Source organism: Shimia sp. R11_0 (genome assembly GCF_017744035.1).
Classification (GTDB): Bacteria; Pseudomonadota; Alphaproteobacteria; order Rhodobacterales; family Rhodobacteraceae; genus Shimia; species Shimia marina.
Genome location: NZ_JAGHQY010000005.1, coordinates 379360 through 392395, shown reverse-complemented (window position 1 = coordinate 392395; position 13036 = coordinate 379360). Strand labels below are relative to the sequence as shown.

Sequence of the window (13036 nt, the reverse complement as noted above, 5' to 3'; positions counted from 1 at the left end):
CCCGGGGCGAAGGAGGTGTTCTTCACCTTGCTGTAAGGCTTGATCCACTCCACGCGCTTGCCATGCTCTCCCCAGAACGCCTCAGGATCCGCAAGCGAAGACGCATACATCTCCTCGTAGGTGGCGGTGTCAATATGAGCGTTTTGGGTCAGTTCGGCAGATGGCGAAAAGCTGGTGGGTGCTTTGGCGTCCAGTGACATGAAGGCTCCTCCCTCGGTCCAATAACTTAATCTCCTCTCTCAGGTGCGATGACCTGAGACCCCGATGGCAGAATAGGCAAATGAGAAAACAAGTGAATAAGGCGCCGAAATAAAACAGAAAATCTGTAAATATATTTCCTGAACAGCATGTGTTTTTGTAAAGGAATTGTGGGTGGGTCGAGGAAACCCTCTATTTGCAAGGAGTTGGTTAACCTGTGTGAATCCGCGGTTAACGGGCTCTGTGCTGGGAAATGCAGCTGTTACCGCGAACATCTTGCGGCCCTACCCTGTGACAAAACGGAGCAGAGGTGTGGGCGCAGAGGTCGTGAGGTTGAATTGGGCGATTCTTGGGGGTGAAAATCAGCGATAAAGTGTGGCGCCTTGCGTAGGCGCCAGCTGCGCAACGGTGCGCTGTGGCTTTATGCAGACTTTGAGGCGCGCAGACGGGGGCGCCTGCGCGCGACTGGGTGTCAACCCACGATGAGCTGTTTCATTTGCAGGGCTTCATGCTCAAGCTGGGTGAGACGGAAATTGACAAGATCGCCGATGGTGACCATGCCCAGCAGGCCGCTGTCATCTGCAACCGGCATGTGGCGGAAGCGGCCTTCGGTCATGCGGCGCAGCACATCCACCATGGCATCGTCGGGCGCACAGACCTGTACCTCGCTGGTCATCACGTCTTCGACCTTCTGGGGGAGGGTCTGGCCGGGGGTGTCAGCCAGCTTGCGGACAATATCACGCTCCGACAGGATGCCTTGGAGGCTGCCGTTGGCATCGGTCACGAGAAGCGCCCCGATGTGTTTGTCACGCAGCACTTCCACAGCCTTGCCCAGGGTATCTTGTGGGCGGATGGCAAAGACATTTTTGCCTTTCTGGTCCAAAACCATATGCACCGAAGCGGAGGCTGCCGACATATTGGAGCTGGCAGACTGGCTCACGGTCTTGGCTTTTTCTTCCGATTTGCGGTTGGGTGCTTGGTAGGAACTGGGCATGTATGAAGGCTCCTTGCATGGAAAAAGTTCAGAGGTTATGGGTCCAGCCTAACCACAAGTTTCGCCTTTGGGGGATTTTTCTTTGCCTGATGTGACGCTTTCTCCGGCGCTGGCCACTGTGCTGTTTGTGCTCGCCTGTCTGGCGGGCCACCGCTATCGCCGGGTCTGGAAAGAGGAGGGTCCACGCTGGCAGCTTTGGGTCTCTGGCCTGCTGGCGGCGGGCTGTCTTTTGGCAGTGGCCTTGTTTCCCGTGGTGCCCGGCTAGGATCAGCGCCTTTTGGGTGGTACGCGGTACGCGCCCGTCCTGCGGCCGTCTGGCGTTATATGAGGTGCAGCCAGATCGACCGACTTTAGGATGAGGGGCGTTAGAACTTGCCGTTGTCATGCGCCATCTGGGCAGGTGTGGGGGCAACCACATCCCAGTGCTCCACGATCTTATGGTCTTCGACCCGCCAGAGATCAAAGAAAGCCCATGGCTCCCCGCTGACGGTGGCATCTGAGGCGACAAAGACAAAGTTGCCTTCTGCCACAACGATCTGTGGTTCAAATTTGGTGATGACATAGCCCTGATCAGCCCAGGCCTTTGTGCCTGCCATTAGCCCATCGATGCCGTCGGCAAGTTGTGGATTGTGCTGCATGTAGACTTCTGAATATTGCGGTGCCTTCTCGGGGGCGGCGCCGCCAAGGACGTCGTGTACAAACCCCAGCACCAGCGCTTTGTTGGCTTCTGTATGGGCGTGGTCCTTGATCTCTGTTGGGCCGTCAAGCATGCCGCGCCCGGAGGCTGTGGTTTGCGGGATAGGCTGTAGATTGTCCCAATGTTCTGCGACTTTGCCGTCTTCCACGCGAAAGATATCAAACGCCGCGAGGCTCGGTGCGCCAAAGGCAACGGCGTTGTCAAAGCTGCTATGCAGTACCACCAGATCCCCTTCGGAGAGGACGCGGTGGGTTGTCACGGTCATGCCGGATTGTGCGACCATTGGAATGAAGCCCGTCAGCCCCTGTGCGCCGGTGGGGATCTGTGGATTGTGCTGAATATAATCCGGGGTGACCAAGGCGTCTGCAGCCTGTGGATCGTGATCAACGAATGCGGCGGTGAAAAAGGCGAGGACGAGTTCTTTGGGGGTCATGTTGTGTTCCTTTGATTCGATGTTTCTCCTTAAGTGGTAGCTAATCAATACTAGATAGCAATTACGTACTTTAAGCGAACCAGGTAGGGTGAAAGCTACCACCTAGGATAGGTGAGCTTGCGTATTCAGGTGTTCTTGGCGTAGATGTGCAGGCGGTCTTCAGTTGATACGAGGGTGTAAGATGCTACCGATTGGTGTTGCGAATAAGGCGGAGGCGTCCAACTGCTCGATCCGTTCTGTGCTGTCTAATGTGACGGGCAAGTGGCGGATGATCATCATCCTTGCGCTTGAAGATGAGCCCAAGCGGTTTGGAGATTTGAAGCGCTGTATTGGCGATGTTACGCAAAGTGTGCTGACCGACAATCTGCGCGGATTGCAGCGGGACGGCTATATCACCCGTTCGGTCGAGCCGGGGCCGCCGATCGCCGTGTCATATGAGCTGACCCCTCTGGGGCGCACGCTTTTGGAGATGCTCAAGCCACTGGTGTTTTGGTCTCATGAGCAGATGGAAGAAGTGCGCCGGCAGCGTATGGAATATGATCGCGCACAGGCCAAGTGAGGCGCGCAACAAAAAATGCCGCACGCGGCGGTGCGGCATTTGAAAAATTCAAACTGACAACAGATTTTTCAGCTCTGAACGGTGTCTTCCGCTTCCATCTGTTCAAGCATTTTGCGTGCACGTGGGCATTGCAGACGTTCACGCAGCGGGCTGTCCGGATCGATGTCTTTGGCGCAGACCACGCATTTGTCGGAATCGCTGATCGCGTTGAGCCCACCGCAGGATCCTTTGATGGTTTTGCCCATGAACATCACCCCAAGCGACATGCCCAGCGTGACCAGAAGCAGCAGCGCAAATGCGATCATAAACGTTTCCATGAGAGGTGTGCCTTTTCTACCCGAGTTGCACGACGTCAAATTGCGTGCTGGCTTCGGAGACAAATCGCATGTCTCCGGAAGACGTGTTCCTGTCTATAAAGAGTGCGGCGATGCCGCGCTCTTCGGCGATCTGCATACCGCGTTTTGTGCCAAGTGCAAGCAATGCCGTGGCCCAAGCGTCTGCGAGCATGGCGTTTTCAGCCAGCACCGTGACGGACGCGGTGGTATGTGTGACCGGGCGCCCGGTCTGGGCGTCCAGAATATGTGAATAGCGGATGCCATACTTTTCGAAGTAGTTGCGGTAATCTCCAGAGGTGGCCATGCCAATGTTGGATACACCCACAACCTTAAGAATACTTCTTTGCAGAGCATCTGGCTCTTCTATGGCGATTTGCCAAGGTCTGCTCTCAGCATTTTGACCGGAAGTGACGATATCGCCTCCGATTTCCACCATGTAGTTGGTGAGGCCAAAATCCGCGAGCACCGCGCCAAGGCGATCGACACCGAAACCCTTGCCGATGGCGGAGAGATAAAGGCCTCCCTCAGGCACATGTTTGGTCACGGTCTGCCCATCTAAGGAGAGAACGCGGCTTTGGCCGGTGTGAACCTGTGTGGCCCGAACCTCGGCATCCGGCGGCACACTGCCCGGTGGCCGGGCCGCGCCGAAGCCCCAGAGATCAATCAAAGGGCCAAGCGTGATGTCAAACTGCCGGTCGCTGGCGTGATGCACATCCTCTGCGGCCTTCAGTAAGGTGGCCATGTCTGCGGAGAGAGGCAGGGGATCGGCGCCACGGTGCGCATTGATCGCTGAGACTTCTGAAGCGGGGTTCCAGTTTGACATCTTGATGTCCACGTCCTGCAGCGCGTCCTGCAATGCGGCATCCAGCGCTTTTGGGTCGACGTCCGCGTCATTGACGGCCACGACCGAATAGCTTGTGCCCATAGTCTGTCCGGTGAGCAGCAGGTCCGCGGCGCCGCGTTTGCAGGCTGCCAATGCCAGCGTCATGAAGATAAAGCTGCGGCGGGAGAGTTTGGGCATAAGAATCAACGTTACGTCAACTGGGCTAAGGAAGGGCAAACCGCCAACGCATCAGCGAATTTTTGCGGCAGTTTGCAACGCTTGCTGGTCTGGCGCGGAATTTCGGGCGCACGTTATTGCTCTGGTAAGTCAGAAACAATAGGAAAGTGACCGTATTGGGACTGGTTGTTGGGCGAGACTCCGCGTATACGGCAGGCGCAATCAGACAAGACTTGTAAGACGAACCTAACGACAGGATGGCATTGGCGTGCAGCATTTTGCGCTACGAAAAGGCCTAAACCTTCCGATCACCGGGGCCCCCGGCGACGGAATCCATGAGGCTGCAGCGGTAAAAACCGTGGCGGTCTTGGGGGCCGACTATATTGGATTGAAGCCACGTATCGCCGTATCAGAAGGCGATATAGTAGCCGCAGGAGCGCCGATTCTGGCGCATAAAGACTCACCAGAAACAAAAGTGGTTTCGCCGGTCTCCGGGCGCGTCAAAGCGATCAACCGGGGCGCGCGCCGAAAGCTTTTGAGCGTTGTGATCGAGGTGGATGCTGCCGCGGCTGAGCCGGTGGACTTCTCCGATGTGGGAGACATCAGCACGCGCGAAGGTCTGGTTGAGCGGCTCTGTGCGGCGGGTCTGTGGACCGCATTCCGCACGCGGCCGTACTCAAAAGTGCCTGGATCGGATACGACGCCCGCGGCGATCTATGTGAACGCAATGGATACGGAGCCGCTTGCGGCGGACCCTGCGGTTGTGATTGCAGATGCGGCAGAGGCCTTTGCCAAAGGGCTGGCGGCGATCGCAAGTCTCACTGAAGGTAAGACGTACCTCTGTCATGCGCAGGGCGCAGATGTGCCAAGTGTGGACGGTGTTGAGGTCGCGACCTTCTCCGGTCCGCACCCTGCCGGGCTTGCAGGCACACATATGCATTTCCTGGAGCCACCAAGCGCCACGAAGACGGTCTGGACCATCGGTTATCATGATGTGATTGCCATTGGGCGTCTGCTGACCACGGGTCAGATCGACAGCACACGCGTCGTGGCACTGTGTGGACCACTCTGTGCCAAGCCGCGTCTGGTGCGCACCTTGGATGGGGCTTCTCTGACGGATTTGACCGCAGGTGAGATGAACAGCGACGTGCCTGTGCGTCTGGTGTCCGGCTCGATCCTGAGCGGGTATGCCGGCGAAGAGGTGGAAGCTTATCTTGGGCGCTATGCACGTCAGGTGACGCTGATCGAAGAAGATCACAAGCAGATCCCGATGGGCTGGATCCGTCCGATGCCAAGCAAATACTCTTTCCTGCCAGTGCTGGGCTCTGCCTTCTCCAAGAAGCTTTACCCACTGACCTCCAACCTGAATGGTGGACGGCGTGCAATGGTGCCGCTGGGCACTTTTGAAAAGCTGATGCCGCAGGATTTCCTGCCAACGCAGCTCACACGGGCCTTGTTGGTGATGGACACCGACGAAGCGCAGAAGCTGGGGGCGCTGGAGCTGGACGAAGAAGACCTCGGTCTGATCGGGTTTGCCTGTCCGGCGAAATATGAATACGGCGAAGCGCTGCGCGATAGCCTTACTAAGATTGAACGGGAGGGCTGATTGATGGGAGTGCGTAACTTCTTTGATCGGATCGAACCGAACTTCACGAAGGGTGGCAAATACGAAAAGCTGTTCCCCATCTATGAGATGGTGGAGAGCTTTCTGTTCACTCCGAAGACGGTCACGACTGCGGCGCCACACGCCCGCTCTTATGTCGATATGAAGCGGATCATGACCTATGTCGTGATCGCCACAATCCCCTGTATCATCATGGGGCTTTACAATGTGGGTCTGCAGGTCAACTCGGCCTATGAGACTTTCCCACCAAGTGGCTGGCGCGCGGCGATTATCTCTGCGCTGGGCATTGGTTTTGATGCCAGCAACCCGCTGGCGAATTTTGCCCATGGCTTGCTGTATTTCTTGCCGATTTACATCACCACGCTTGTGGTTGGGGGCATCTGGGAGGTGATCTTTGCCACGGTGCGTGGCCATGAAGTGAACGAAGGCTTCCTTGTGACCTCCATGCTGTTTGCCCTGATCATGCCGCCGTCTGCCCCATTGTGGCAGGTTGCGCTGGGTATTTCCTTTGGGGTGGTGATCGGCAAAGAAGTCTTTGGCGGGACCGGCAAGAACTTCCTGAACCCGGCGTTGACTGGCCGTGCGTTCCTGTATTTTGCCTATCCGGCAAACATGTCCGGTGACACGATCTGGACTCCGGTGGACGGCTTCTCTGGTGCAACCGCGCTGTCTGTCTCTTCCTCTGCTGGCTATGAGCAGCTGGCGGCACAGGGCATGAACTGGATGAACTCCTTTGTGGGCACCGTTCAGGGCTCCATTGGTGAAACCTCGGCTCTGGCCTGTCTGATTGGCCTGTGCTTCCTGCTGATCACGCAGATTGCCAACTGGCGTCTGGTTGTGGGCTGTATGGCCGGGATGATTGGCTTCACCCTGCTGCTGAACGCCATTGGCTCTGACAGCAATCCGATGTTTGCCATGCCTTGGTACTGGCACTTTGTTGTGGGCGGTTTCGCCTTTGGCATGGTGTTCATGGTGACCGAGCCTGTGTCTGCGAGCCACACCAATGTGGGCCGCTACATCTACGGCGCGCTGATCGGTTTCATGGTTGTGATGATCCGTGTGATCAACCCGGCCTTCCCAGAGGGCATGATGCTGGCGATCCTGTTCGGCAACGTGTTTGCGCCGCTGATCGACTACTTCGTGATCCAAGCCAATATCAAACGGAGAGCTAAACGCCATGCCTGAGGATACTAAGCAAATGGGCCCGATCCGGCGTTTTCTGGCACTGCCACCTGACTCTGTGCCAAAGACCGTTTTTGTGGCCGTAACCCTCTGTCTGCTCGCCTCCATGGTGGTGTCCGCTGTTGCGGTATCCCTGCGGCCTGTGCAGGAAATCAACAAGCTGAAAGACAAGCAGATCAACATTCTGCAGGTTGCCGGTGTCTATGATCCTGAAGTGGACGTGCTGGAAGCCTTTGCAGCGTTTGAACCGCATGTTCTGGAGCTGGCGACAGGTGAATTCACCGATCAGTTCGATGCGGCCACTTTTGATGACCGTGCGGCTGCCGACAATCCAGAGACCTCTGTGGCGCTGGAAGACGATCCGGCCGGTATTGGACGTCAGTCCAAGTTTGTGACCGTTTATCTGTTGCGCGATGACGCGGGCGCCATTGACCGGGTGATCCTGCCGATCCACGGCTATGGTCTTTGGTCGACGCTTTATGGCTTCATTGCGCTTGAAGCCAACGGCAACGACATTTTTGGTCTGCAGTTTTACAGCCACGCCGAGACCCCCGGTCTGGGTGCGGAAGTGGACAACCCACGCTGGAAAGCGCTGTGGCCGGGCAAGCGGCTTGCAGATGAAGATGGCAATTTGCAAATCACGGTTGCCAGAGCTGCGCCGCCTGCTGGTGCAGACTTCCACGTAGACGCGCTGGCTGGGGCGACCCTGACAAGCGTGGGCGTGAACAACCTCGTGCGTTTCTGGATGAGCGAAGCTGGCTATGCGCCCTTCCTTGAGAACCTCAAAGCGGGAGAGATCTGATGGCACAAACTCGTAGAGAAATGCTGATCGACCCATTGGTCGACAACAACCCGATCACCCTGCAGGTTCTGGGCATCTGTTCTGCGCTGGCGGTGACGTCTTCGTTGCAGGTGGCTTTCGTGATGTCCATCGCAGTGACCGCTGTGACGGCGTTTTCATCCATGTTCATTTCGATGATCCGCAACCAGATCCCCGGATCGATCCGGATCATCGTGCAGATGGTGATCATCGCCTCGCTGGTGATCATCGTGGATCAGGTGCTCAAGGCTTATGCCTATGAAATCTCCAAAACCCTGTCGGTGTTTGTGGGTCTGATCATCACCAACTGTATCGTGATGGGCCGGGCGGAAGCCTTTGCCATGAAGAACCCTCCGATTGCGTCCTTCATCGACGGTGTCGGCAACGGTCTTGGTTATGGTCTGATCCTGATGCTGGTGGGTGTGATCCGTGAACTGTTTGGCTCTGGGTCGCTGTTTGGCATCACCATCATGGAAACCGTGAACAACGGTGGCTGGTATGTGCCCAATGGTCTGCTGTTGCTGCCGCCATCTGCGTTCTTTGTCATCGGTCTGTTGATCTGGGCGTTCCGCAGCTGGAAACCAGAGCAGGTTGAAGCGCGTGAATATAAAATCCAAGTGGTGGAGGCGCACTGATGGAAGCCTTGATTTCTCTGGCAGTCAAAGCGGTTTTTGTTGAAAACCTCGCGCTGTCCTTCTTCCTCGGCATGTGTACCTTTATCGCCGTGTCCAAAAAGATTTCCACGGCCATGGGGCTGGGGATTTCGGTGATGATTGTGCAGGCCATCACGGTTCCGGCGAACAATCTGATCCTGAACAACCTGCTGGCGCCTGGTGCGCTGGCATGGGCCGGGTTCCCGGATGTGGATCTGACCTTCCTTGGCCTGATCTCCTATATCGGGGTGATTGCTGCGCTGGTGCAGATCCTTGAGATGGTGCTCGATAAGTATTTCCCACCGCTTTACAACGCGCTGGGCGTGTTCCTTCCGCTGATCACAGTGAACTGCGCAATCATGGGCGGCTCGCTGTTCATGGTGGAACGCGGCTACAACTTTGCTGAGGCAACCACCTACGGTATTTCCTCCGGCTTTGGCTGGGCGCTTGCAATCACCGCGATGGCCGGTGTGCGTGAGAAACTGAAATATTCGGACATTCCCGATGGTCTTCAGGGCCTAGGCATCACCTTCATCACCGCAGGTCTGATGGCGATGGCCTTCATGTCCTTCAGCGGCGTGAAACTCTGAGGAAGGCAAGACAGATATGGCAACTTTTGGATTAGGTATCCTTCTGTTCACCCTGATCGTTATTGCATTGGTGACGATCATTCTGGCGGCACGGTCTAAGCTTGTGTCCACCGGTGACGTGAACATCACCATCAACGGTGAGAAAACCATTTCCGTTCCCGCAGGTGGCAAGCTGTTGCAGACGCTGGCGGAGCAGAAGCTGTTTGTGCCGTCCGCCTGTGGTGGTGGTGGCACCTGTGCGCAGTGTCGCGTGAAAGTGCATTCCGGCGGCGGCTCGATCCTGCCGACGGAAGAGAGCCACATCACCAAGCGTGAAGCGAGCTGTGGCGACCGTCTGTCCTGTCAGGTCGCGGTCAAGCAGGACATGGACATCGAAGTGCCTGAAGAGGTGTTTGGCGTGAAGAAGTGGGAGTGTACTGTACGCTCCAACGACAACGTCGCGACCTTCATCAAGAACCTCGTACTGGAACTGCCCGAAGGCGAAGATGTGAACTTCCGCGCTGGTGGTTACATTCAGATCGAGGCCCCGGCACACAAGCTCTCCTACAAGGATTTTGCGATTCAGGAAGAGTATCACGAAGACTGGGACAAGTTTAACCTGTGGCAATATGAATCCACGGTGCCTGAACCGATCGAACGTGCGTATTCGATGGCGAACTATCCGGATGAAAAAGGTCTGATCATGCTGAACGTGCGTGTGGCATCGCCCCCTCCGGGCAGTCAGGGCGTTCCTCCGGGTCAGATGTCGAGCTACATCTTCAACCTGAAGCCAGGTGACAAGGTGACAATCTCTGGTCCGTTTGGGGAATTCTTTGCCCGCGAGACACAAAAAGAGATGGTCTTCATTGGTGGTGGTGCCGGTATGGCGCCGATGCGCAGCCACATCTTTGATCAGCTCAAACGCCTTGAGAACCGTGATCGCAAGATCACCTTCTGGTATGGGGCACGTTCCAAGAAAGAGATGTTCTTTGTTGAGGACTTCGACCAGCTGGCAGAAGAATTCGACAACTTCGAATGGCATGTGGCGCTGTCGGATGCGATGCCGGAGGATGACTGGAAAGGCTACACGGGCTTTATCCACAATGTTCTCTTTGAAGAGTATCTGAAGAACCACCCAGCCCCAGAAGACTGCGAATTCTACATGTGTGGTCCGCCCATCATGAACCAGTCCGTGATCAACATGCTGCTTGAGTTGGGTGTGGATCGGGAAGACATCATGCTGGATGACTTCGGTGGTTAAGCCAAAGCAGGACAAGATCAGAAAACGCCGCTCTCCGGAGCGGCGTTTTTTTTGCAGCGCTCGTTGTGAGTGGATGCACAGCTTGCAGGCTTGGCCTTCGGAAAAACTGCTGGCAAGGTGCTCTGAGCGAACAAAAAACCCGGTAGGGCATTCCGGTGGGGAGGACATCATCCAATGCGTGTATTGGTCTATCAGGCGCACCCCGGTGCCGTGCATTCTATGGCCAACAAGGCGATGAATGCGGCCACACAATCGGTCGAGGGTATCACCTTTGTCGATTTATACGCGGAATATCCGCGATTTGATATTGATGTGGCGCGCGAGCAGGACCGCCTGTTGGCGCATGATGCGATCCTGTTTCAATATCCGCTGTTTTGGTATTCGACCCCGTCTCTGATCAAGGAATGGCAGGATCTGGTGCTGCAACATGGATTTGCCTATGGCCGCGAAGGTCGGGCGCTGGCCGGAAAATACTGGTCTATGGGCATCACCTGTGGCGCGCCGCAGGAGGCCTATGGGGCGGCAGGCTACAATGGGTTTGATCTGCGCACGCTGCTCACCCCGATGGAGCAGACGGCCCGGCTTTGCCACATGCGCTTTCTCTCTCCCTATGTGCTCTACGGTGCGCTTGAGAAGCGGGAGAATGGCGGTTTGGGTCCGCATGCCGAAGGCTGGCGGCGCTGGTTGATCGGGCTGCGTGATGACCGGGTGCTGCTTGAGAAAGCCAATGCGCTGGATGTGGTGCAAGAGCATGATCTGAATGAGGTGATCCAATGACCGGTTTTTTGTTGCTGGCCACTGTTTTTCTGATTGCCGGAGTTCTGGCGGTGCCTCTGGCGTCGCGACTGGGGCTGGGATCTGTGCTGGGCTATCTGATCGCGGGGATTGTGATTTCGCCAATCCTGCATTGGTTGCATGTGGATATCATTGAAATTCAGCATTTTGCCGAATTTGGCGTGGTGATGATGTTGTTCCTTGTCGGGTTGGAGCTGGACCCGAAGATGCTTTGGGCGATGCGCAGGCGTCTGCTGGGGCTTGGCGGGTTGCAGGTGGCGGTGACCACGGGGCTGATTGCGGTGATCTGCATGGGGTTTGGCCTGAGCTGGAGTGTTGCGCTGGCTCTGGGCATGGTGTTTGCACTCTCCTCCACGGCGATTGTGCTGCAGACTTTGAACGAAAAGGGGCTGATGCAGGCGCAGGGCGGGCAGGGCTCGTTTCAGGTGCTGTTGTTTCAGGACATTGCGGTCATTCCCATGCTGGCGCTGTTGCCGCTTCTGGCGATGCCTGAGCTTACGGATCTGGCTGGGCAGGCGGCGGGTCACGGAGGGGCGCACGGCGATGGACATGGGGATGGGCACGCTGCGATGAGCCTTGTGGAGGGGCGCCCCGGCTGGCAGGTGGCCATGATCACGCTTGCGGCGGTTGCCGCGATTGGTGCGATTGGCAATTTCCTGGCCCGGCCGCTGTTTCGCTTTGTGGCGATGGCCAATTTGCGCGAGGTCTTTGTGGCCACGGCGCTGGCATTGGTGGTGGGGATCGCGCTGTTGATGTCGCTGGTGGGGCTGTCGCCTGCTTTGGGCACGTTTCTGGCGGGCGTGGTGCTGGCCAATAGTGAATACCGCCACGAACTGGAAAGCGATATCGATCCGTTTCGGGGGCTCCTGTTGGGGCTGTTTTTCATGACTGTGGGCGCGGCGATCGACTTTGGCCTGTTGTGGGGGAATTTTGCCCTCGTGATCGGCGCCACGCTTGGGGTGATGGCGCTGAAGGCGGGGGTGCTTTATGCGCTGGCCCGGATGTTCAAGCTGACCGGAAGCGACCGTTGGCTGTTCACTTTGGGGCTCGCACAGGCCGGGGAATTTGGCTTTGTGTTGTTGAGCTTTACGGTGGCAAGCCATGTGATTCCGCCGGAGGTGGCGCAGATCGCGCTGTTGGTGGTGGCCCTCTCTATGCTGCTGACGCCGGGGCTGTTTATCCTTTATGATCGGGGGATTGCGCCACGGTTTTTACAGGCGCAGGACGCGGCGGCGGAGGATATCGATCACCGCAGCAAGATCATCGTTGCAGGGTACGGGCGGTTTGGTGGGATCGTGGCACGGATGCTGCGCCAGATCGGGGAGCAGCCGGTGGTGGTGGATTATTCCTCCCACCAACTGGAGATGCTGCGCCGCTTTGATACCAAGGTGTTTTTTGGCGATGCCACACGGGCGGATCTGTTGCATGCGGCGGGGATTGAAGACGCAAAGATGCTGGTGATTGCCATTGATGGCAAAGATCAGATCACCCATCTGGTGGAGCATGTGGCCCGCCATCATCCGCATGTGCATATCGTGGCGCGGGCGGTAGATCGGGGCCATGTCTATGATCTTTACAGTGCAGGCGCTAAAGACATCATTCGCGAGACGTTTGACAGTGCGGTTCGGGCCGGGCGGGCCGCCTATGAAGCGCTTGGAATCCATCCTTTTCAGGCCGAACAACTGGCACGCCGCTTTACCAAAGCGGACCGGGATTTGCTGGTAAAAACGGCGGCGGTGCATAAACCGGGGGTCTTGCTGGCGGACAATGCCGAGTTTGTTGAGCTGGCCAAGGAGCTGAATGCGCGTATGGAAGAAGAGCTGTTGAATGCCAAGGATGGGTTTGGCGTGGATGGCCATGAGGGCTGGGTGCCGCCGCCTGCCAGCGTTGGATCAGATCCGGAAGAGGGGCGCTGA

Annotated in this window: 15 protein-coding genes; 10 read left to right on the top strand and 5 right to left on the bottom strand. The window is 56.9% G+C overall.

What is annotated here, in order from left to right; genetic code table 11:
* Both J7382_RS13310 and J7382_RS13305 read right to left on the bottom strand, forming a co-directional pair.
* Positions 1 to 200, bottom strand: a 200-nt coding sequence (locus J7382_RS13310; RefSeq protein WP_247744994.1) for an acetyl-coenzyme A synthetase N-terminal domain-containing protein, incomplete at its 3' end; no start/stop codon positions are given.
* A gap of 470 nt (positions 201 to 670) precedes the next feature.
* Complete coding sequence (locus tag J7382_RS13305) at positions 671 to 1192, bottom strand: CBS domain-containing protein (RefSeq protein WP_209069469.1); 522 nt, start codon at positions 1190 to 1192, stop codon at positions 671 to 673.
* A gap of 82 nt (positions 1193 to 1274) precedes the next feature.
* Between J7382_RS13305 and J7382_RS13300 the strand changes: the two genes are divergently transcribed.
* Positions 1275 to 1457: a hypothetical protein gene (locus J7382_RS13300; protein ID WP_209069468.1), complete on the top strand. Its 183-nt coding sequence runs from the start codon at positions 1275 to 1277 to the stop codon at positions 1455 to 1457.
* A 100-nt stretch (positions 1458 to 1557) separates the two neighbouring features.
* On the opposite strand, the gene J7382_RS13295 is transcribed toward J7382_RS13300, so the two are convergent.
* The gene (locus tag J7382_RS13295) at positions 1558 to 2322 is read right to left on the bottom strand and encodes a nuclear transport factor 2 family protein (RefSeq protein ID WP_209069467.1); all 765 of its coding nucleotides are present in this window, start codon (positions 2320 to 2322) and stop codon (positions 1558 to 1560) included.
* A 181-nt stretch (positions 2323 to 2503) separates the two neighbouring features.
* Here J7382_RS13295 and J7382_RS13290 point away from each other — a divergent pair, with 181 nt between their 5' ends.
* The gene (locus J7382_RS13290; RefSeq protein WP_209069466.1) at positions 2504 to 2881 is read left to right on the top strand and encodes a helix-turn-helix domain-containing protein; all 378 of its coding nucleotides are present in this window, start codon (positions 2504 to 2506) and stop codon (positions 2879 to 2881) included.
* A 68-nt stretch (positions 2882 to 2949) separates the two neighbouring features.
* Here the strand turns inward: J7382_RS13290 and nqrM are convergent, their stop codons facing one another.
* Both nqrM and J7382_RS13280 read right to left on the bottom strand, forming a co-directional pair.
* Positions 2950 to 3198 (bottom strand): (Na+)-NQR maturation NqrM, encoded by a 249-nt coding sequence (nqrM, locus tag J7382_RS13285; protein WP_209069465.1) that lies wholly within the window; start codon positions 3196 to 3198, stop codon positions 2950 to 2952.
* Positions 3199 to 3214: 16 nt separating this feature from the next.
* Entirely contained in the window at positions 3215 to 4237 is a 1023-nt protein-coding gene (locus J7382_RS13280; RefSeq protein WP_247744993.1) for an FAD:protein FMN transferase, read from the bottom strand.
* A gap of 247 nt (positions 4238 to 4484) precedes the next feature.
* Between J7382_RS13280 and J7382_RS13275 the strand changes: the two genes are divergently transcribed.
* The 8 genes from J7382_RS13275 to J7382_RS13240 all read left to right on the top strand — a co-directional run bounded on the left by J7382_RS13275 (position 4485) and on the right by J7382_RS13240 (position 13036).
* On the top strand, positions 4485 to 5822 hold the full coding sequence (locus J7382_RS13275) for a Na(+)-translocating NADH-quinone reductase subunit A (protein WP_209069464.1): 1338 nt from the start codon (positions 4485 to 4487) through the stop codon (positions 5820 to 5822).
* 3 nt (positions 5823 to 5825) lie between these two features.
* The gene (locus J7382_RS13270; RefSeq protein WP_058241286.1) at positions 5826 to 7025 is read left to right on the top strand and encodes an NADH:ubiquinone reductase (Na(+)-transporting) subunit B; all 1200 of its coding nucleotides are present in this window, start codon (positions 5826 to 5828) and stop codon (positions 7023 to 7025) included.
* The gene (locus J7382_RS13265; RefSeq protein ID WP_209069463.1) at positions 7018 to 7824 is read left to right on the top strand and encodes a Na(+)-translocating NADH-quinone reductase subunit C; all 807 of its coding nucleotides are present in this window, start codon (positions 7018 to 7020) and stop codon (positions 7822 to 7824) included. The genes J7382_RS13270 and J7382_RS13265 overlap by 8 nt, the downstream gene beginning before the upstream one ends.
* On the top strand, positions 7824 to 8477 hold the full coding sequence (locus J7382_RS13260) for an NADH:ubiquinone reductase (Na(+)-transporting) subunit D (RefSeq protein ID WP_209069462.1): 654 nt from the start codon (positions 7824 to 7826) through the stop codon (positions 8475 to 8477). The genes J7382_RS13265 and J7382_RS13260 overlap by 1 nt, the downstream gene beginning before the upstream one ends.
* Positions 8477 to 9085: an NADH:ubiquinone reductase (Na(+)-transporting) subunit E gene (gene nqrE, locus J7382_RS13255; protein WP_058241289.1), complete on the top strand. Its 609-nt coding sequence runs from the start codon at positions 8477 to 8479 to the stop codon at positions 9083 to 9085. Before J7382_RS13260 ends, nqrE begins: the two co-directional genes overlap by 1 nt.
* Before the next feature lie 16 nt (positions 9086 to 9101).
* Positions 9102 to 10325, top strand: coding sequence for an NADH:ubiquinone reductase (Na(+)-transporting) subunit F (nqrF, locus tag J7382_RS13250; RefSeq protein WP_209069461.1), 1224 nt, complete (start codon positions 9102 to 9104; stop codon positions 10323 to 10325).
* A 174-nt stretch (positions 10326 to 10499) separates the two neighbouring features.
* Positions 10500 to 11102 carry an NAD(P)H-dependent oxidoreductase gene (locus J7382_RS13245; protein WP_209069460.1) on the top strand — a complete coding sequence of 201 codons (603 nt, stop codon included), beginning with the start codon at positions 10500 to 10502 and terminating at the stop codon, positions 11100 to 11102.
* Complete coding sequence (locus tag J7382_RS13240; RefSeq protein ID WP_209069459.1) at positions 11099 to 13036, top strand: cation:proton antiporter; 1938 nt, start codon at positions 11099 to 11101, stop codon at positions 13034 to 13036. The genes J7382_RS13245 and J7382_RS13240 overlap by 4 nt, the downstream gene beginning before the upstream one ends.

Excerpts from the sequence above, each read along its gene's own strand:
- J7382_RS13240 (WP_209069459.1), top strand. The coding sequence starts at position 11,099 with ATGACCGGTTTTTTGTTGCTGGCCACTGTTTTTCTGATTGCCGGAGTT.
- nqrE (WP_058241289.1), top strand. The coding sequence starts at position 8,477 with ATGGAAGCCTTGATTTCTCTGGCAGTCAAAGCGGTTTTTGTTGAAAAC.
- J7382_RS13290 (WP_209069466.1), top strand. The coding sequence starts at position 2,504 with ATGCTACCGATTGGTGTTGCGAATAAGGCGGAGGCGTCCAACTGCTCG.
- J7382_RS13280 (WP_247744993.1), bottom strand. The coding sequence starts at position 4,237 with ATGCCCAAACTCTCCCGCCGCAGCTTTATCTTCATGACGCTGGCATTG.
- J7382_RS13270 (WP_058241286.1), top strand. The coding sequence starts at position 5,826 with ATGGGAGTGCGTAACTTCTTTGATCGGATCGAACCGAACTTCACGAAG.
- J7382_RS13265 (WP_209069463.1), top strand. The coding sequence starts at position 7,018 with ATGCCTGAGGATACTAAGCAAATGGGCCCGATCCGGCGTTTTCTGGCA.
- J7382_RS13305 (WP_209069469.1), bottom strand. The coding sequence starts at position 1,192 with ATGCCCAGTTCCTACCAAGCACCCAACCGCAAATCGGAAGAAAAAGCC.
- J7382_RS13245 (WP_209069460.1), top strand. The coding sequence starts at position 10,500 with ATGCGTGTATTGGTCTATCAGGCGCACCCCGGTGCCGTGCATTCTATG.
- nqrF (WP_209069461.1), top strand. The coding sequence starts at position 9,102 with ATGGCAACTTTTGGATTAGGTATCCTTCTGTTCACCCTGATCGTTATT.
- J7382_RS13260 (WP_209069462.1), top strand. The coding sequence starts at position 7,824 with ATGGCACAAACTCGTAGAGAAATGCTGATCGACCCATTGGTCGACAAC.
- J7382_RS13295 (WP_209069467.1), bottom strand. The coding sequence starts at position 2,322 with ATGACCCCCAAAGAACTCGTCCTCGCCTTTTTCACCGCCGCATTCGTT.
- nqrM (WP_209069465.1), bottom strand. The coding sequence starts at position 3,198 with ATGGAAACGTTTATGATCGCATTTGCGCTGCTGCTTCTGGTCACGCTG.